20 protein-coding genes are annotated in these 16,236 nt (G+C 69.5%); all 20 read right to left on the reverse strand.

The genetic code is table 11. The annotated features are described in order from the left end of the window. Positions 1-3: 3 nt before the first annotated feature. The 20 genes from fliP to U5K29_10425 all read right to left on the reverse strand — a co-directional run bounded on the left by fliP (position 4) and on the right by U5K29_10425 (position 16,219). Positions 4-906, reverse strand: coding sequence for a flagellar type III secretion system pore protein FliP (gene fliP / locus U5K29_10330; GenBank protein MDZ7678935.1), 903 nt, complete (start codon positions 904-906; stop codon positions 4-6). A 28-nt stretch (positions 907-934) separates the two neighbouring features. After that, positions 935-1,363, reverse strand: coding sequence for a flagellar biosynthetic protein FliO (gene fliO / locus U5K29_10335; protein ID MDZ7678936.1), 429 nt, complete (start codon positions 1,361-1,363; stop codon positions 935-937). Then, positions 1,363-2,202: a flagellar motor switch protein FliN gene (fliN, locus tag U5K29_10340; protein MDZ7678937.1), complete on the reverse strand. Its 840-nt coding sequence runs from the start codon at positions 2,200-2,202 to the stop codon at positions 1,363-1,365. Before fliN ends, fliO begins: the two co-directional genes overlap by 1 nt. Further along, complete coding sequence (gene fliM, locus U5K29_10345) at positions 2,199-3,143, reverse strand: flagellar motor switch protein FliM (protein ID MDZ7678938.1); 945 nt, start codon at positions 3,141-3,143, stop codon at positions 2,199-2,201. Before fliM ends, fliN begins: the two co-directional genes overlap by 4 nt. A 67-nt stretch (positions 3,144-3,210) precedes the next feature. Continuing rightward, positions 3,211-3,738, reverse strand: coding sequence for a flagellar basal body-associated FliL family protein (locus U5K29_10350; GenBank protein MDZ7678939.1), 528 nt, complete (start codon positions 3,736-3,738; stop codon positions 3,211-3,213). Further along, on the reverse strand, positions 3,735-4,583 hold the full coding sequence (locus tag U5K29_10355) for a flagellar motor protein MotB (GenBank protein ID MDZ7678940.1): 849 nt from the start codon (positions 4,581-4,583) through the stop codon (positions 3,735-3,737). Before U5K29_10355 ends, U5K29_10350 begins: the two co-directional genes overlap by 4 nt. Next, positions 4,576-5,364, reverse strand: coding sequence for a flagellar motor protein (locus U5K29_10360; protein ID MDZ7678941.1), 789 nt, complete (start codon positions 5,362-5,364; stop codon positions 4,576-4,578). Before U5K29_10360 ends, U5K29_10355 begins: the two co-directional genes overlap by 8 nt. A 1-nt stretch (position 5,365) precedes the next feature. Beyond that, the gene (locus tag U5K29_10365) at positions 5,366-5,638 is read right to left on the reverse strand and encodes a flagellar FlbD family protein (GenBank protein MDZ7678942.1); all 273 of its coding nucleotides are present in this window, start codon (positions 5,636-5,638) and stop codon (positions 5,366-5,368) included. Between the two features lie 112 nt (positions 5,639-5,750). After that, a complete protein-coding gene (gene flgF / locus U5K29_10370) occupies positions 5,751-7,001 on the reverse strand; it encodes a flagellar basal-body rod protein FlgF (protein MDZ7678943.1) in 1,251 nt (416 codons plus the stop codon). A gap of 50 nt (positions 7,002-7,051) precedes the next feature. Further along, positions 7,052-7,591, reverse strand: coding sequence for a flagellar hook capping FlgD N-terminal domain-containing protein (locus U5K29_10375; protein MDZ7678944.1), 540 nt, complete (start codon positions 7,589-7,591; stop codon positions 7,052-7,054). Between the two features lie 18 nt (positions 7,592-7,609). After that, positions 7,610-8,908 (reverse strand): flagellar hook-length control protein FliK, encoded by a 1,299-nt coding sequence (locus U5K29_10380; protein MDZ7678945.1) that lies wholly within the window; start codon positions 8,906-8,908, stop codon positions 7,610-7,612. Position 8,909: 1 nt separating this feature from the next. Continuing rightward, positions 8,910-9,956 carry a transglycosylase SLT domain-containing protein gene (locus U5K29_10385; GenBank protein MDZ7678946.1) on the reverse strand — a complete coding sequence of 349 codons (1,047 nt, stop codon included), beginning with the start codon at positions 9,954-9,956 and terminating at the stop codon, positions 8,910-8,912. Next, positions 9,953-10,393, reverse strand: coding sequence for a hypothetical protein (locus U5K29_10390; protein ID MDZ7678947.1), 441 nt, complete (start codon positions 10,391-10,393; stop codon positions 9,953-9,955). The genes U5K29_10385 and U5K29_10390 overlap by 4 nt, the downstream gene beginning before the upstream one ends. Continuing rightward, the gene (locus U5K29_10395; GenBank protein ID MDZ7678948.1) at positions 10,390-11,721 is read right to left on the reverse strand and encodes a FliI/YscN family ATPase; all 1,332 of its coding nucleotides are present in this window, start codon (positions 11,719-11,721) and stop codon (positions 10,390-10,392) included. Before U5K29_10395 ends, U5K29_10390 begins: the two co-directional genes overlap by 4 nt. Continuing rightward, positions 11,718-12,434 (reverse strand): FliH/SctL family protein, encoded by a 717-nt coding sequence (locus tag U5K29_10400; GenBank protein MDZ7678949.1) that lies wholly within the window; start codon positions 12,432-12,434, stop codon positions 11,718-11,720. Before U5K29_10400 ends, U5K29_10395 begins: the two co-directional genes overlap by 4 nt. 1 nt (position 12,435) lies before the next feature. After that, positions 12,436-13,461 (reverse strand): flagellar motor switch protein FliG, encoded by a 1,026-nt coding sequence (gene fliG, locus U5K29_10405; protein ID MDZ7678950.1) that lies wholly within the window; start codon positions 13,459-13,461, stop codon positions 12,436-12,438. After that, a complete protein-coding gene (gene fliF, locus U5K29_10410) occupies positions 13,458-15,128 on the reverse strand; it encodes a flagellar basal-body MS-ring/collar protein FliF (GenBank protein ID MDZ7678951.1) in 1,671 nt (556 codons plus the stop codon). Before fliF ends, fliG begins: the two co-directional genes overlap by 4 nt. Beyond that, entirely contained in the window at positions 15,128-15,460 is a 333-nt protein-coding gene (locus U5K29_10415) for a flagellar hook-basal body complex protein FliE (protein ID MDZ7678952.1), read from the reverse strand. Before U5K29_10415 ends, fliF begins: the two co-directional genes overlap by 1 nt. Before the next feature lie 2 nt (positions 15,461-15,462). Next, the gene (flgC, locus tag U5K29_10420) at positions 15,463-15,870 is read right to left on the reverse strand and encodes a flagellar basal body rod protein FlgC (protein MDZ7678953.1); all 408 of its coding nucleotides are present in this window, start codon (positions 15,868-15,870) and stop codon (positions 15,463-15,465) included. A gap of 1 nt (position 15,871) precedes the next feature. Further along, positions 15,872-16,219 carry a hypothetical protein gene (locus U5K29_10425; GenBank protein ID MDZ7678954.1) on the reverse strand — a complete coding sequence of 116 codons (348 nt, stop codon included), beginning with the start codon at positions 16,217-16,219 and terminating at the stop codon, positions 15,872-15,874. Positions 16,220-16,236 lie beyond the last annotated feature (17 nt).

A 16,236-nucleotide genomic window follows, 5' to 3' on the forward strand; every position in this document is an offset into this window, starting at 1 on the left:
CCCTCATCGGTAGCTCTCCAGCAGGGTGCGGGCGATGAGCGACCATCCGTCGACCATCACGAACAACAGGAGCTTGAACGGCAGCGACACGAACACCGGTGGGAGCATCATCATGCCGAGCGACATCAGCACCGCGGAGACGACCAGGTCGATGATCAGGAACGGCACGAAGATCACGAAGCCGATGATGAAGGCACTCTTGAGCTCGGAGAGGATGAACGCCGGTGCCACCGTCGTGATCGGAAGGTCCTCGACCTCCTCGGGCGCGTCCTGACCCGACGCCTCCACGATCATCTGCAGCTCGCCCTCACGGGTGTTGATGAGCAGCCAGTCCTTCAGCGGCGCCGAGGCGGCGTCGTAGGCTTCGCCCTGGCTGATCTCTCCCGCCAGCAAGGGCTGGAGGCCCTCCTCGTTCATGGCGCTCAGCGTCGGAGCCATGACGAAGAACGAGAGGAACAGCGCTAGGCCGATCACGACCTGGTTCGGAGGCACCGTCTGCAGCCCCAGGGCGTTGCGGGTGAGCGACAGCACGATCACCATGCGGGCGAAGCTGGTGAGCATGATGAGCAACGACGGGGCGACCGACAGCACCGACAGGGCCAAGATGATGACCACGCTCTGGCTGGGCGCCTCCCCCTGGCTCAGGTCGATCGAGAGCGAGGCGTTGGGCCCCTCCGGCTCATCGAGCGGGTCGGCCTGTCCGGGCTGTCCCGGCGTCGGGGCACCGGGTGCCGCAGGCGTGGGCACCTCGGGCTCGGGAGCGACCTGGGCCGCTGCCGGCCCGGTGACGAGCAGCACGAAGATGCCGAGCAGCGCCGCTGCCGCGGCCAGTCGACCCACGATCCCACGCACCGACGGCGAGGTCGGCGGGGGTCGCTTCCACCGTGTCGGTGGAGGAACGGACATCTGGGTACCACCTCATGGGCGGCTGCGATCACGACCGTCGGACGGTCGACTCCCGTAGCGCCTCGAAGAAGTTCATCCGTGCCGGCTCGGGAGCACCGGTGACCTCCGGCCACCGTGAAACCTCGTGCTCCACAGGAGGCGCAGTCCGTTCGGCCTCCTCGTACTGGGATTCATAGCGGTCGACCAGCTCGGGGGCCTCGGTGAGCAGGGTCACCGACTGGTCGGTGACCCCGACGACCAGGCCCCGTCCTCCGACGCGCACCACCGCCACCGACGCGCTGCGCGACAGCGAGGTGCGGTCGAGCACGTCCACGCGCGGCCCACCGGCCGAACGGCCCAAACGAAGACCACCGCGACGGCGCAACACCTTGGCGGCGACGAGGATGATCGCCACCACCATGCCCAGCGAGGCCGCCAGGCGGATCAGCACCTCGACCGCGTTGATCTCGGGGGCCATCAGTGGTCCTCGGCCCGATCCACGATCTCAGAGATTCGGACGCCGAACTCCTCGTCGATCACCACGACCTCGCCCCGTGCGATCAGGGTGCCGTTGACCAACAGGTCGATGGGGCTCCCGGCCACCTTGTCGAGCTCGACGACCGAGCCGGGGGTGAGCGACAGGAGGTCGGCGACGGTCATCCTCGACCGGCCGAGCTCGGCGGTCACGTCCATCTCGACGTTTCGCAGCAGGCTCAAGGACCGAACCCCCTCGGTCGCTCCCGGCACGACGTCACCCGCGCCGGCGGTGCCCGGTCGGGGGGATTCGACCTCGGGGAGGTCCATCCCGCCGGTCGGGGGTGCGTCGCCGGCCTCTACGTCGCCGGGATCATCGCCGTCGCCGGGGATGCCGATTCCGACGGTGGCCACATGATCGGTTCCGAGGAACAGACCCGAGGCGACCAGCGTCTCCCCGGAGCCACCACCGGATGCGGGGACGTCGGCGAGCCCGATGGACCCGATCCCGAGGCGAACCTGGTCCTCGTGCACCTCGTGGGGCCCGGCCAGTTCGGCGATGACCGGCGACAGGGCGTCGGCGAGCCCGTCGGCATCGCTCAGTCCCAGCGCCTTCAACAGGCTGGGACGCACCACGAGCACGAGGCGTTGACTCGGAGCGGGCCCGGCGGGAACCACCAGCACGAAGGCGTCCTCGGCGGGCAGCAGCTCGTCGAGCACCTCCTGGGTGTCGGCCGGGCCGGCGACCAGCCCGTCGGCCGGGAACCTGGCCGCCGCGGCGACGACCCGTTCGGTGAGGACGGGCAGCGCCTCGGCAAGGGATGTGGTGGTGGCCGGGGTCATCGAGGACCTCCTGGGACGTGGGTGGTGGGATCTGGGCCGATGATCTGGGCGGCAAGGCGCTTCCCTGCCTTGGCGGGACGCACCTCGAAGGTCGGGACCCCGTCGACCAAGGCCGACAGCGGTTCGTCGACACCGTGGTCGAGCGCGATCACATCCCCGACCTCGAGCGCGAGGATCTGGCCGGAGGACAGGCGTGCCTGGTCGAACTCGACCACCAGGTCGACGGGAACGTCGAGCAGGCGGTCCGACAGGCGCTGGCGCATGGTCTCGAGGTCGCCCCGCCCCGCCTGGGCGTGGGTTGCGGCCTGAGCGATCGTGTCGAGGATCGGCTGGAGAGCGGAGTACGGATAGCAGAGCGACGCCACGTTCTCCTCGGCGCCCAGCTTGATCTCGAACATCACGACAACGGTCATGTCCGACGGCGCCACGATCTGGGCGAACTGCGGGTTCGACTCGTGCTGGATCACCGCGGGGCTGATCCTGGTGACCGACTCGAACGAGTAGGCCAGCTCCTCGAGCGCCCGGTCGGTGATGGTTCCGACCAGGCCCCGCTCGATGTCGCTCAAGGGCCGATCGGGCCCGGCACCCGAGCCGTGACCGCCGAGCATCAGGTCGACGATGGTCATGCCGGTGGACAGCGGCAACTGGAAGATGGCGACACCCGGCAGCGGATCGATCGACAGGATCGACAAGTGCGCGGGGTTCGGGGTGTCGCGGATGTACTCGTCGTAGCTCAGCTGCTCGATCGACAGCACCGACACGTCGGAGACGACGCGCAGGCTGCTCGAGAACAGGGTGGTGAGCTGGCGGGCGAAGGTCTCGTGCACGATCTGCAGGCTGCGGACGTGCTCGCGGCTCAGCTTGTTGGGTCGCCGGAAATCGAACGCTCGCACCTGGCGATCGCTGTCGACGCCATCTTGTCGGGGGACCGTGGTGGACACGGATCGGTGATCGGCGAGCGTGGGAAGCTGATGAGGGCCGACCGGCCCATTTCGAAAAGTTCGGGCGCTACTGGGTGACGAACTCGGTCAGATAGACCTCGAGCGCCTGGTCGTCGAGGACCTCGTTCGCTCGATCGAGCAGCTCCGCCTTGGTGTCATCGAGGTTGTCCGAACCGGTCAACTCCGAGATCTGTCGTCCCGCGAACATGGCGATGAGCTGGTCGCGCAGCTGGCTGCCGTGGTCGGGAGTGAGCCGCATGGTGCCCTCATCGTCCGCGAACGACTCGAACTCGCTGGTGGTGAGCACGGCCACCCCGACTCGGAGGAACCGGCCTCCGTCGAGGTTGAGCGTCATCGGCTCGAGCTCGACGACCACACCGGGTTCGACCTCCTCGGCGGCCGCGTCCTCGGTTGCAGCGTCGGTCTCGGCCCCGGCGTCGGCCCCGGGAGCGCCGACGTAGTAGCCGCCGGCAGCGATGCCCGCAGCCAGCACCAGGGCCGGCAACAGGTTCGACCGGCCCTTCTTCGCCTTCTTGGACCTCTTGTCCTCCGCGGCGGCTGATGGCTCGGTGGTGGGTTCGTCGGTCATGGTCATGGCTGATCGCCCCCTCCGTGGGGCTCCATCGACAACACGGCGATGTCAACTCTGCGGTTCTTGCTTCGACCTGCCGCCGTGTCGTTGTCGCCGAGCGGTCGTTGCTCGGCATAGCCACTGGCGGTCAGGCGATCAGGCGGGAAGGCGTAGGCCTCGAGGAAGTACTGCAGCACCGAGGTGGCCCTTGCGGTCGACAGCTCCCAGTTCGAGGGGAACCGGGCGTTGGCGATGGGAACGCTGTCGGTGTGGCCCTCGATGGCCACGTGGTTGGGCAGCTCGACCAGAGCCTCGGCCAGCCCATCGAGCACCTCACGCCCATCGGATCGCAACGATGCGGATCCCGCATCGAACAGCACCTGGTCGCTCACGATCGACACGACCAGACCGCGCTCCTCGTGGCGGAAGTCGATCACGTCTGCCACCCCAGTTGCTCGAGCGTGCTCGGTGATGGCTCGCTCCACCTCGGCGAGCTGGGCCGACTCGACAGCACGTGCCTCGGCCTGTTGCTCCTCGCGCTCGAGCGCGTCGACGGCGTCACCGAAACGGTCCGGGGTCATGATCTGGGTCTCGGCCAGGAGCCGCTCGATCTCGAGCGAGGGCCGTTCGACCCCGTCGAGGACGCCAGGGCCTCCCGCCCCCGGTCCCGCGGCGCTGACGCCCATGCCCAACGACGAGGCGAACCCCGAGCGGATGTCCTCGAGCTTGGCCAGGTCGGCGGTGCCGATCGACCACATCACGATGAACAGCCCCATGAGCAGCGTGATCATGTCCGCATAGGGGATGACCCACGCCTCGTGGTTCTCGTGCTCCTCCTCGTGTTCGACGTGGCCCTTGCTCTTACGCACTTCTGCGCTCCTCCATGCGGGCCGACCGGGCCTTGGGCGGCAGGTAGGACGTCAAGATGTCGTCGAGCATGCGGGGGTTCGAGCCCGCCTGGATCGACAGCACCCCCTCGATGATGAGGTGCTTGTGGGCCAGCTCCTCGGCGGAGAGGCGCTTGAGCTTGTTGCCGATCGGCAGGAAGATCCCGTTGGCCGCGAACACGCCCCAGAAGGTGGCGATGAAGGCCGCAGCGATGCCCTTGCCGAGCTGGGACGGGTCGTCGAGGTGGCTCAAGGTCGCGATGAGGCCGATGACGGCGCCGATGATCCCGAAGGTCGGCGAGAAGATCCCGACGGTGGTCATGAACTGGGCGTTCACCTTGTGCCGCTCGCGCATGGCGTTGACCTCGGTCTCCATCACGTCGCGCACCATCTCGGGGTCACCGCCGTCGATGGCGAACTGCAGGCCTCGGCGCATGAAGGGATCGTCGATCTCTTCCACCTCGTCCTCGAGGGCGAGCAGGCCTTCGCGCCGAGCGCGCTCGGCGAAGGACACGATGGTGTCGATCGAGGTGCTGGGGTCGCCGGTGTCGCCGGGCTTGAACGCCTTGAGCAGCGCCCGCCCCACGTTCTTCACGTCGCCGATCGAGTTGGACATCATCGCCGCGCCGAGCGACCCGACGATGACGATGAGCAGCGCTGCGGGGACGCCGAAGAAGGCGTCGGGGGACACGCCCTTGAGCAGCGAACCGATGAAGACGCCGAGCAGGACGAGGATGAGGCCGATGAGCGATGCCGGCTCCATCTCAGGTCTCCTCGGTGTGTTCGGCCACCAGTCGCAGCGGCGACGCGGGAGCGACGCCATCGGCGGCGGCGCCCTCGTGGCCGGCTTCGGCGGTAGCCAGGATCCGGGCACGGAAGGCGATGATCCGCTCGACCACCTCGTCGACGGTGTCGGCGACGACGTACTTGGTGCCGTCGACCAGGCTCACCACCGTGTCGGGTGTGATCTCGATCCGTTCGATGAGATCAGCGTTGATACCGAACTCAGTTCCGTTGAGTCGTCGCAGGAGGATCATCCGAATCCGTTCTTTCGATCCCTTGGTTGTCTCTGGGCACCGGGGTCATCGGAAGTCGCCCCCCGGTCATGAGGACTGGGGGGCGAATTCATCCGACGCCGCGCCGGTCAGGTCATCGCTTGAGGTTGACGACCTCTTGGAGCAGTTCGTCGGAGGTCGTGACCACACGGGAGTTCGCCTGGAAGCCGCGCTGGGCGACGATGAGGTTGGTGAACTCCTGGGCCAGGTCGACGTTGGACATCTCGAGCGTGCCGGTGGACATCAGCCCCCGGCCACCGGCCCCGGAGGTCCCGATCTGGGCGAGGCCGGAGTTCATGGTGGCCCGGTAGTTGGAACCGCCCACCTTCTCGAGCCCCTCGGGGTTGGCGAACGAGGCGAGGGCGATCTGGCCGATCGCCTTGGTGCCACCGTTGGAGTACGAACCGACGATGAGGCCCTCCTGGGACACGGTGAACGATTGCAGCGAGCCCGCGGCCGACCCGTTCTGATCGAGGATCGCGACCGTGCTGAGATCGCCGAACTGGGTGAGACGGTTGGGCCCGCCCTCCCGGCCGAACGACAGCTCGAAGTCGCCGGTGAACGACGCCGGGAGCCCTGCGGTCACGTCCTCCTCGAAGTCGGTGGTCAGCTCACCGTCGGGCCCGAAGGCCAGCGACGCCACCGCGCTGTAGGTGCCGGTCAGCTCGCCGGTGTCGGGATCGACGTAGTCGATCGCGACGTCCCACGCGTTGTCGCCGGTCTTCTCGAACTGGACCGACAGGGTCCACGGGTTGCCCTGCTCGTCGTAGATCTCGACCGAGTTGGCGATGGTGGTGCCGTCGTCGGCGTCGCCCGGCAGGTTGCCACCGAGCGACACCCTCTCGGTCGTGACCGGCGCGGTGAGATCCCCGACGGGGATCTCGAGCTGGCCGACGCCGGCGTTGGTGTTCACCTCACCGGCGGCGTCGGCGCCCCATCCCTGGACGAAGCCGCCCTCCTGGGTGACGAGGCGGCCGAGGGCGTCGATCGACAACGACCCCGCCCGCGTGTAGAGCTCCTGGCCGGCCTGCTCCACCACGAAGAACCCGTCGCCCTGCACCGCGAGGTCGGTCGCCCGGCCGGTGCGCTGTAGCGCACCCTGACCGAAGTTGGTGGTGATGGCGGCGATGCGTGAGCCGAGACCGACCTGGGCGGGGTTGGTGCCGCCGAGCTCTTCCTGGGCGGCACCGCCGCCCCGGACCATCTGGCTGAGCACGTCCTGGAAGACGGTGGTGCTCGACTTGAAGCCGGTGGTGTTGACGTTGGAGATGTTGTTGCCGACGACGTCCATCATCGTCTGGTGGTTCCTGAGGCCGGAGATGGCCGAGAACATGGAACGGATCATTGGGTGCTCCTCGCGGGTGGGTAGGTGGGAATCGGATTGGGGGGGGGTGGTCAGGCCTCGTCGGCGGAGGCCGACTCGGTGGTGGTGTCGGTGGTGTCGGTGGTGGTCTCGGTGCTGGTCTCAGGCTCCTCGGAGGTCTGGTCGGGAGCGGGTTCGTCTCCCTCGGTCCCGGGCGGGGCGATGTGGGAGATGGCGCCGAGCGGCACCTGCTCGTCACCGACGTTGAGGACGATGCCCTCGGGGTCGGTGGTGGCCGATCCGGCCACGCCGGTGCCGGTCGTCCCGTCGGTTCGCAGGAAGGTGATCTCCTGGCCCACGAGACCCCCGGCGGTGCTGAGCGCCATCGCCCAGGTCTGTTCGGACACCTGGGTGGCGATGTGCTCGAGCTTCTCGACCGAGGTGAACTGGGCGGTCTGGGCGAGGAACTCCTGTGGGTCCGAGGGCGAGAGCGGGTCCTGGTACTTGAGCTGGGCGACCAGGAGCTTCATGAACGTGTCCTTGTCCATCTCGGTGGACGACTTGTCGGCTTCACGGCCAGGGGCGCCCCAGTTGTCAGGCGTTGCGGGGGAGACGGGTGGGATGAACGACATCGGTGGGACTCCTGAGGGTCAGAGGGTGAGATCGAGCCGGCCCGCGGCCACGATGGGTGTCGGTTGGGGACCGCTGGCGATGGTGGGAGGAGCGCCGAGGGCGCCGTCGGTGTCCGCCCGGCCACGGCTGGCACGACCGGTGGTCTCGTCGCCACCGGACCCGTCGTCGGCACCGTCGCCGGCCATGGTGTCCTCGCCGACGTCGAGCGAACCGATCCCGACACCGGACCGGGTGAGCTCGGCTCGCAGCTCGGGGAGCGCTCCGACGAGTGCTTCGCGGGCGGCGACGGTCTCGGTCACCGCTCGCATGGTGAGCCGGCCGTCCTCCAACGCCACCTCCAGGTGCACACTGCCGAGCTCGGCGGGCCGTAGCGCCAGCGCGATCCGGTGGGATCCGTCGGCGAGCTGGCGGAGCGGCCGAACCACCCGGGCAACCTGTTGCCACGGGTCGTCGCCTTCGAGCGAATCGAGTTCGGCGTCGAACATGGCCTCGGCCACCGTGGTCGGAGCCTTGGCCGACGCCGCTGCATCCGGCGCGGGGGCGGACGCGCTGGGAGCGGTGGTGGTGTCGAGCACCGCCCGCGTTGCGGAGCGGCTCGACCCCTCCGAGTTCGCCTCGGCCTCAGCGCCTGCAACCTGGGCCGGCGCCGGGGTCTGGAGCGCGGATACGCCATCCAGTTCGGCGGAGCCGGCAGCCCCGGCCTCTTCACCCAGGGGTCCGCCAGCCGCATCCGGCGCCGCGGCCCCGGTCCCGGCCACCTCGGCGTCGAGCTCGGGGGCCGTCTCGGTCGTCGCGCCCTCGGCGTCGGGGGTCGTGACCGTGTCGGCGCCGTCAACCACCGATGCCTCGCCATCGGATGCGCCATCCTCGAGTTGGGCCCCAGCAGCAGCGAACTCTCTCTCGACCACCTCGCCCTCGGCAGCTTCGACATCGGCGGCCGCAGGCTCACCCTCGACCGCCTCGCCCTCGGCAGCTTCAGCATCGGCGGCCGCAGGCTCACCCTCGACCGCCTCGGCGTTCGCGGCCCCGGCATCGGCAGCGAGCTCGGCCGGGACCTCGGTGACCAACACCTCTGCGGTGTCATCCGCACCGCTCTCGACCTCGACCTCGACGAGCGCCGCGGCCACCTCACCGTCTTCGGTCTGCTGCGATCCCTCCTCGGTCCCGGCCGCGTCGCGGCGACCCAGGGCGGCGAGCGCGCCGGCCAGGATGGCCATGAAGTCCGATTCTCCGGTCTCGGGATCGACGTCGGTCTCGGACCGGGGCTGAGCGTCGTCGGAGGGTGGGGTGGGCGCGACGAGCGACATGATCTGCATGTCAACGAACTCCGTTCATGGCGGCGAGCACCTTGGGCACATAGGCCTGGGTCTCAGCGAAGGGTGGAACTCCACCGTGTCGTTGCACGGCACCGGGCCCCGCGTTGTAGGCGGCGAGCGCCAGCTCCGGGGATCCGAAGGCGTCGAGCTGGGTCCGCAGGTACCGGGCCGCGCCGTCGATGGCCTGGGCAGGGTCACGGGGATCGATCCCCAGCCCGGCGGCAGTCCCGGGCATGAACTGCATCAAGCCCTGGGCACCGGCAGAGCTGACGGCGTTGGGATCGAAGCCGGACTCGACCTGGGCGACCGCGGCCAGCAACCGAGCGTCGAGACCGTGGCGAACCGCAGCGGCGTTGAACAGCTGCGAGTACGGGACCGAGGAGACGGGCCGTGCTCCGGCGGAGGCCACGTCGAATCCCCCACCGAAGGCTTGCACGCCCCCCGTGGGTGCGCCCGGCGCCGCCGCGCTGTAGCGGCGGATGGCGGTGATGGGACGATCGATCGGTTCGACCTTGACCACGTCACCACGACGGGGCGCGTGGACCATCTGACCGTCGCCCAGGTAGATGGCCACGTGGTTGACCGGTTGTCCGAACGCCAGCACGTCACCCGGTCGGGCATCGGCGAGGGAGGCCACCGGCTGGCCACCGCGGGCCTGGTCCCGGCTGACGCGGGGCAGCTCCATGCCGAGGTCGCGGTGAACCCGCTGGACGAACCCGGAGCAGTCGAGTCCCTGGTCGGGGTTGGTGCCACCCCACAAGTAGGGAACACCCAGGTACTCCATCGAACGCTGGACCACCTCGCTGCCGCGGCCGAGCGGAGCGGCCAAGCCGCGCGCCGCGAACGATCCCGACAGGCCGCCGGCCCTTGCGAGAGGACCGGCCCCGCGCGACTCCAGCTGTCCGAGAACCTGCGCGAAGCCGGTCCCGCCGACCGATCCCGTCTCACCCGCGCCGCCGGGCCGCCGCTGAGGCTGCGGGTCGAACCGGGCCCGGATGTCGTTCATGCGGGCTTCGATGGCGGCGAGGCCGCCGGTGGGTGTGGTCATGAGTCCTCCCGCTTGCGGGCGGCCAGCCGCGGCGACACCAGATCGTCCAGCTCGGCCTGCTCCTCGCGCGCTTCCTCGACGGAGTGACGGTCGCGCATCCGCTCATCGAGACGTTCCATCGCCGAGACCTTCCGCGCCGCCTCGGTCCAGGCGTCGAGCTGCTGTCCGAGCAGCAGTTGGGCGTTGGCCTCCGCGCTTCGGGCGGCGATGACCGCCATCGACAGCAGGTCGTCGCGGTCGCGGTCGCTGCGGAACTGCGACGACGACGACCGCTCGGTGCGGGTCCGGCGGGCCTCGTACTGGTGGGCACGGCTGGCGAGATCGGCGCCGGCCTGGATGAGCCGCTGGCGGGCCAGCAACAGATCGGCCCTGGCCTGCTCCTCCTGGATCTGGCGGACCCGGGCCACATGCTCGAACCGGAAGCGGTAGCGCTTCATGACGCCACCGTCGCCGGGTCGAGCCCAAGGGCACCGGCGAGCCCCTGCCAGGCCTGGCCCGGGCCCGAGACCTCGTTCAGGTCCTGGCGGAGGAACGCCTCGATGGCGTCGTGGCGAGCCACAGCCTCGTCGACCAGAGCGTTGCTCCCGGGCTGATAGGCGCCGATCTCGATCAGGTCCTTGGCCTCGCGATGAGCGGCGAGCAGCTGCCGGAGCCTCACGACCAGCGCCTGCTGTTCGGCAGTGGTCACCGCGGGCGCCACCCGGGACACCGACTCCAACACGTCGACGGTCGGGAAGTGTCCCGCCGAAGCCAGCCGTCGCGAGAGCGCGATGTGACCGTCGAGGAGCGATCGGGCCGTGTCGCCGATCGGGTCGTTGAGGTCGTCTCCCTCGACCAGCACCGTGTAGATGCCGGTGATGCTGCCGTGCTCGGAGGCGCCCGCCCGCTCCAGCAACCGGGGCATCAGCGCGAACACCGACGGGGGATATCCCCGTGTGGCAGGCACCTCGCCGGCCGACAACCCGATCTCGCGCTGGGCCATCGAGAAGCGGGTGAGGCTGTCCATCAACAGGTTCACGTGAGCGCCCTGGTCCCGGAACCACTCGGCGATCCGGGTGGCAGCGAAGGCGGCCCGCAGGCGCACCAGCGCCGGGGCTTCAGAGGTCGCCACCACCACCACCGATCGGGCCAGGCCCTCGGGGCCCAGGTCGCGCTCGATGAACTCGCGGACCTCCCGGCCACGTTCTCCGATGAGGGCCAGGACCGAGACGTCGGCATCGGTGCCGCGCATGATCATCGACAGCAGGCTCGACTTGCCGACCCCCGACCCGGCCATGATCCCGATCCGCTGTCCACGGCCCACCGGCACGAGGGTGTCCAGCACCCGCACACCGAGGTGCAACGGGGTGTCGACGGTCGGGCGGCGAAGAGGATGCGGTGGCGCGCCGGCCAGCTCGACCCGTTGGGCGTCGGCCAGACTGGGGCCCTCGTCGATCGGCGAACCGAGACCGTCGAGCACCCGTCCGAGCAGCTGCCGGCCCACCGGCACCGTCAACGAGCCTCCGGTCGCCTCCACCGGATCGCCGGCACGGAGTCCGTGCAGGTGCCCGAGGGGCATGGCCACGACCCCGTCAGGTCCGATGGCGACGACCTCGCCGAGCATCGACCGGTCGGGAGGACCGACCTTGACGGCGTCGCCGATGGCCACATCGACACCATCGACCTCGAAGGTGAGGCCGACGACACGCCGCACCTGGCCCACCCGGACGGGCCGAGCAGCGCAGAGCGCGGTGTGGGTGCGCGTGGACAGGGTGGAAGCGGTCATGGCGCGAGGGCCTCCCGCGCCCGCTCGAGGGCGGTGTCGATGCGGGCGTCCAGCCGGGCGGCACCGGCCGCGACGAGGCAACCGCCCCGGCGGATCGACGGATCGGAGACGAGGGTGAGGGCCCGGCCAGGTGCGAGATCACTGACCTCGCCCAGCGCCGCCAGGTCGTCGGGATGCAGGTGGGCCACCAGCTCGTCGTGGTCGGGAGCCAGCGCCAGGGCCCGCCGGAGGGCGTCGCGACCGGGATCGGTGGCGGTGACCACCTCGCGGTCGAGGATCGATTCGGCCAGGGCGACCGCCAGGTCGACTGCGGTGGCTTCCACCTCCGCGAAGGTGGCCGCGTCGCGGTCGGCGAGGTCGGTGGCGCTGGCCTCGAGCGCGTCGAGTGCGTCCGCGACCCTGGCTTCGATCTGGCGCCGCGCCTCGGCCTGTGCGGTCTCGAGACCCTCGCGGTGGCCGGCGGCGCGGCCCTCGGCCAGGCCCTGCTCGAAGCCGGCCGCATAGCCGTCCTCGGCTCCTTGCGCGCGACCGGAGTCGAAGCCCTCGTCCCACCCGGCGGTACGGATCGCATCGAGGGCGTGGTTGCCGGTCTGGCGGGGACGGCCGGCGACCAGGCGTGGCAGGTCGGACACCGCGGCGAAGGGATGGTCGCCGACGTGATCGTCCTCGATCCCTCGGATGACTCGGGCGCTGGCAGGTTCGGTGATGGCCATGTCAGTCGATGAACTCCTCGCCGGATCGGGTGAGCACGATCTGACCGGCCTCCTCGAGAGCCCGGATGATCCGCACGACGGCACCCTGGGCGTCCTCCACGGCCTTGAGCCGGACCGCGCCGAGCATCTCGATCTCCTCGAGCAGGTTCTCGGCCGCGCGCGACGAGATGTTGTCGAGGATCTTTCGCCGCACCTCCTCGCGAACACCCTTGAGCGCCAGCGCCAGGTCCTTGGAGTCGACCTGGCGGAGCACCTGCTGGACCGCCTTGTCGTCGAGGGTGAGGATGTCCTCGAAGACGAACATGCGGCTGCGCACCTCGTCGGCGAGCACCTCGTCGAAGTTCTCGAGCCCCTCGAAGATCAGCCGTTCGGTGGCCCGGTCCGAGCGGTTGAGCAGGTCGACCAGCGTTTGGACACCGCCCACCGAGGAGAGGTCACCTTGCTGGAGCACCGACGACAGGCGGCGCTCGAGCGAACCCTCGACCGCGGCCACGATGTCGGGCGAGGTGCGGTCCATGGTCGCGACCCGGACCGACACGTCGCGCTGGAGCTCCTCCGGCAACCCACCGAGCACCATCGCTGCCGAATCCGGCGGCATGTAGGCCAGAACCAGGGCGATGGTCTGAGGGTGCTCGTCCCGGATGAACCCCAGCACCAGCCGCGGGTCGGCCTTGCGGAGGAACTCGAACGGTGCGCTCACCAGGCTCATCGACAGGCGAGAGAAGATCTCCTCGGCCTTGCCCTTGCCGACGCTGGCCTCGAGCAGCTCCTTGGCGTAGTCGACCCCACCGACGGCGAAGTGGTGACGAGCCGACGCGGTCACCGCGAACTCGTTGAGCACGGCCTCCACGACGTCCTCGCTCACGTCGTTCATCCGGGCGACCTCGGACATGATCTCGGTGACCTCGGTCTCCCGAAGGGTCCTCAGCACCTTCGCTGCGCGCTCGGTGCCCATCGACATGAGCACGACCGCCGCCTTCTGAGCCCCGGTCATGCGCTCTGCCGATCTCGATTCGACCAGGCTCATCGGCCGGCCCCCCGTCGGTCACCGAGCCAGCCCCGCAACAGCTGGGCCACCTCGTCGGGCTGGTTGTCGATCATCTCGGCCACCTCGTTCGCCACGGTCGCCTCGCTCTCGACGGTCGGGGTGCCGACACCACCGATGAGGTTGTTGAGCGACACGAGGTCGAGCGAGTTGCCCGCAGCGGTGTGGGCGTCGGCCGCCTCGTTGACCCTGGCCATCTGTGCCGGGGTGAGCGAGTCGGGCGCGGCACGCTCGATGGCTCGCATCTCGATCGAGTCGGCCAGCGCCGCACGCCGCTTGGCGGCCTTGCGCATGGTCCGGTAGCCGAGCGCCAGGACGATCAGCACCACGACCACCAGGGCGATCGTCTGGTAGAGCTGCATCTGGGCCTCCGACGCCGCGGTGTCGTCGGCTTCGGCCAGATCGGCAGCCATCTGGTCGGCAACGCTGGTGTCGAAGGGCATGGCGCTCACCGCCAGCAGGTCGCCCCGGTCGGGGCGGATGTCGGCGCCGGCGGTCACCACCTGCTCGATCTGGTCAACCATCTCGGGGGTGACGGTCTCCTCGTCCACCAGCACCGCGACCGACATGCGGGTCACCTTGCCCGGTGCCCGGTTGGTGGCTTCGACGATGCGGTTCACCCCGAACACCACGTTCGACTCGTCGAGGGTGTACTCGGTCGGCGGACCCTCGGCATCGACGGCCTCGCCGTCGGGTCCCAACACACCCGTTGCCGCCTGGCCCGGCCCGGTGTACTCCTCGTTTCGAACCTGCTCCTCGAGCGCCACCCGACCGCCGTCCTCGTCGGCGACGTCCTCGTAGAGCTCTCGGGTCACCGTCTGCTCGTCGAAGTCCAGCTCGGCGGTGACGTTGACCACGGCCTTGCCCGGTCCAACGACCGAGGTGAGCATCGCCTGGAGCTCGCTGGCGACCGACTCCTCGAAGGCGTTGACCTGGCGCATGTTCATGTCGTTGCCGGCGTAGTCGACCGAGCGCTGGCCGGGGGCCGCCAGCACCATCCCGGTCGAGTCGGCCACGGTGATCTGGCCGGGTCCCAGGCGATCGACGCTGGAGGCCACCAGGTTGACGATCCCCTGCACCTGTCCACCATCGAGGGTGGTACCCGCTCGAGTGCTCACCAGCACCGAAGCGCTGGCCTCACGGTCGTTGAGCGCGAACGCCGTGTCGCGGGGCAACGCCAGGTGCACCGTGGCCCCCTCGATGGCGTCGATCGAGCGGATGGTGCGGGCCAACTCACCCTCGAGCGCCCGCTGATAGCCGACCCGCTGACTGAACTCGGAAGCGGTGATGCCCTGGTCGTCCAGGATCGACCAGCCAGCGGAACCGCCCGCCGGCAATCCGTCGGCCGAGAGACGTATGCGGGTCTCATAGAGCTCACCTCGGGGAACCTGCACCGTGGTCCCACCGTTCTCGAGGCGGTAGGGGATCCCCTCGGCCGACAGCTGCTCGGTCACCGCGGCCGCGTCCGCTGGTTCGAGGTTGGTGTACAGCGCCGCGTACTCCCCCTCGCCGGCCAGGCGGGTGAACAGGAACACCCCGGCGAACACCGCGACCACCGCGCCGGCCATCAGGGCCTTCTGGCCCTTGGTGTAGGTGGCGTTGAGCGAGCTGGCCCGCTCCTTGAGGCTGACGAGGTCGAACCCTGCCATCAGATCTGCATCCTCATGATCTCGTTGAACGACTCAACCGCCCGGTTGCGCACCGCGACGGTGAGCTGGGTGGCGAGCTGGGTCTGGGTGGCCTGCACCATGTAGTCCTCGACGGCGGCCAGGTCGCCGGTGGCGGCGGCTTGGGCCAGGCGGTCGGTCTCCGCGTGCGAGGCCTGGAGGTCTTCGAGCGCGGACGCGATCTTCGAGCCGAACGCGGTGCCGCGCTCCTCGGCCGCGGGGTCGACCTGCTGGTTCGGGCGAACCGAGGGCGTGAACCCGGCGGGAACGATGCCGCCGGCGCCGCCGATGCCCGGAGGTGGTTGGATCGGCATGATCAGCGTCCGATCTCGAGGCCGCGCAGGTAGGCATCGCGGGCTCGCTCGAAGACGGTCACATTGGCCTGGTAGGCGCGCTGGGCGATGATGAGGTTGGTCATCTGGTCGCTGAGGTCCATGTCGGGCATGCGCACCATTCCCTCTTCGTCAGCAAGGGGGTGGGAGGGGTCGTAGCTGAGGCGGCCCTCGGGATCGCCGAAGAGCGCCCCCGCGACCCGCACGCCGGAGCCGACCTTGCCCCGCTCGAACTGTGCGGTCTCGGCGACGATCTGGCGTTCCTGGTAGGCGGGATCCTCGGTCGACCGGACGGTGTTGACGTTGGCGACGTTGTCGGCGGTGGCGTCGATCCAGGTCTTGAACAGGTTCATGCCCGAGGCGGCGATCCCGAGCGATCCGAACATCGTCATGTCACTGTCCCGTGATCGCGGTGCGAAGGAGGCGGAACTTGCCGTTCATGGCCTCGACGACGAGTTGGTGGCGGAGCGCGGTCTCGGTCAATCCCACGATCTCCTCGTCCAACGCCACGTTGTTGCCGTTGAGCCGGGTCGCGGCGGTGGAACGGGAGATTGCCGGGTTCATCGCCGACGGATCGCCGCGGTCGATGGCGGTGCGCAGCGAGTCCTCGAATTCGACCCGGTTGGCGAGGTAGCCAGGGGTCTCGACGTTGGCGATGTTGTCCTCGGCGGCCTGGCGACGAAGGCTCAGGCCCTGCAACGAGGCCTGCAACGCCTGGAAGGTGGGATCACCGATCTGCATCAGCAGACGCCCCGGCG

The sequence above is a fragment of the Acidimicrobiales bacterium genome (assembly GCA_034521975.1).
In the GTDB taxonomy this organism is placed as follows: domain Bacteria; phylum Actinomycetota; class Acidimicrobiia; order Acidimicrobiales; family SKKL01; genus SKKL01.

Excerpts from the sequence above, each read along its gene's own strand:
- fliF (MDZ7678951.1), bottom strand. The coding sequence starts at position 15,128 with ATGGCAGGGTTCGACCTCGTCAGCCTCAAGGAGCGGGCCAGCTCGCTC.
- U5K29_10385 (MDZ7678946.1), bottom strand. The coding sequence starts at position 9,956 with ATGACCACACCCACCGGCGGCCTCGCCGCCATCGAAGCCCGCATGAAC.
- flgF (MDZ7678943.1), bottom strand. The coding sequence starts at position 7,001 with ATGATCCGTTCCATGTTCTCGGCCATCTCCGGCCTCAGGAACCACCAG.
- U5K29_10415 (MDZ7678952.1), bottom strand. The coding sequence starts at position 15,460 with ATGCCGATCCAACCACCTCCGGGCATCGGCGGCGCCGGCGGCATCGTT.
- fliP (MDZ7678935.1), bottom strand. The coding sequence starts at position 906 with ATGTCCGTTCCTCCACCGACACGGTGGAAGCGACCCCCGCCGACCTCG.
- U5K29_10360 (MDZ7678941.1), bottom strand. The coding sequence starts at position 5,364 with ATGGAGCCGGCATCGCTCATCGGCCTCATCCTCGTCCTGCTCGGCGTC.
- U5K29_10400 (MDZ7678949.1), bottom strand. The coding sequence starts at position 12,434 with ATGGCCATCACCGAACCTGCCAGCGCCCGAGTCATCCGAGGGATCGAG.
- flgC (MDZ7678953.1), bottom strand. The coding sequence starts at position 15,870 with ATGACGATGTTCGGATCGCTCGGGATCGCCGCCTCGGGCATGAACCTG.
- fliG (MDZ7678950.1), bottom strand. The coding sequence starts at position 13,461 with ATGAGCCTGGTCGAATCGAGATCGGCAGAGCGCATGACCGGGGCTCAG.
- U5K29_10390 (MDZ7678947.1), bottom strand. The coding sequence starts at position 10,393 with ATGAAGCGCTACCGCTTCCGGTTCGAGCATGTGGCCCGGGTCCGCCAG.
- U5K29_10365 (MDZ7678942.1), bottom strand. The coding sequence starts at position 5,638 with ATGATCCTCCTGCGACGACTCAACGGAACTGAGTTCGGTATCAACGCT.
- U5K29_10350 (MDZ7678939.1), bottom strand. The coding sequence starts at position 3,738 with ATGACCATGACCGACGAACCCACCACCGAGCCATCAGCCGCCGCGGAG.
- U5K29_10425 (MDZ7678954.1), bottom strand. The coding sequence starts at position 16,219 with ATGCAGATCGGTGATCCCACCTTCCAGGCGTTGCAGGCCTCGTTGCAG.
- U5K29_10395 (MDZ7678948.1), bottom strand. The coding sequence starts at position 11,721 with ATGACCGCTTCCACCCTGTCCACGCGCACCCACACCGCGCTCTGCGCT.
- fliO (MDZ7678936.1), bottom strand. The coding sequence starts at position 1,363 with ATGGCCCCCGAGATCAACGCGGTCGAGGTGCTGATCCGCCTGGCGGCC.
- fliN (MDZ7678937.1), bottom strand. The coding sequence starts at position 2,202 with ATGACCCCGGCCACCACCACATCCCTTGCCGAGGCGCTGCCCGTCCTC.
- U5K29_10380 (MDZ7678945.1), bottom strand. The coding sequence starts at position 8,908 with ATGCAGATCATGTCGCTCGTCGCGCCCACCCCACCCTCCGACGACGCT.
- U5K29_10375 (MDZ7678944.1), bottom strand. The coding sequence starts at position 7,591 with ATGTCGTTCATCCCACCCGTCTCCCCCGCAACGCCTGACAACTGGGGC.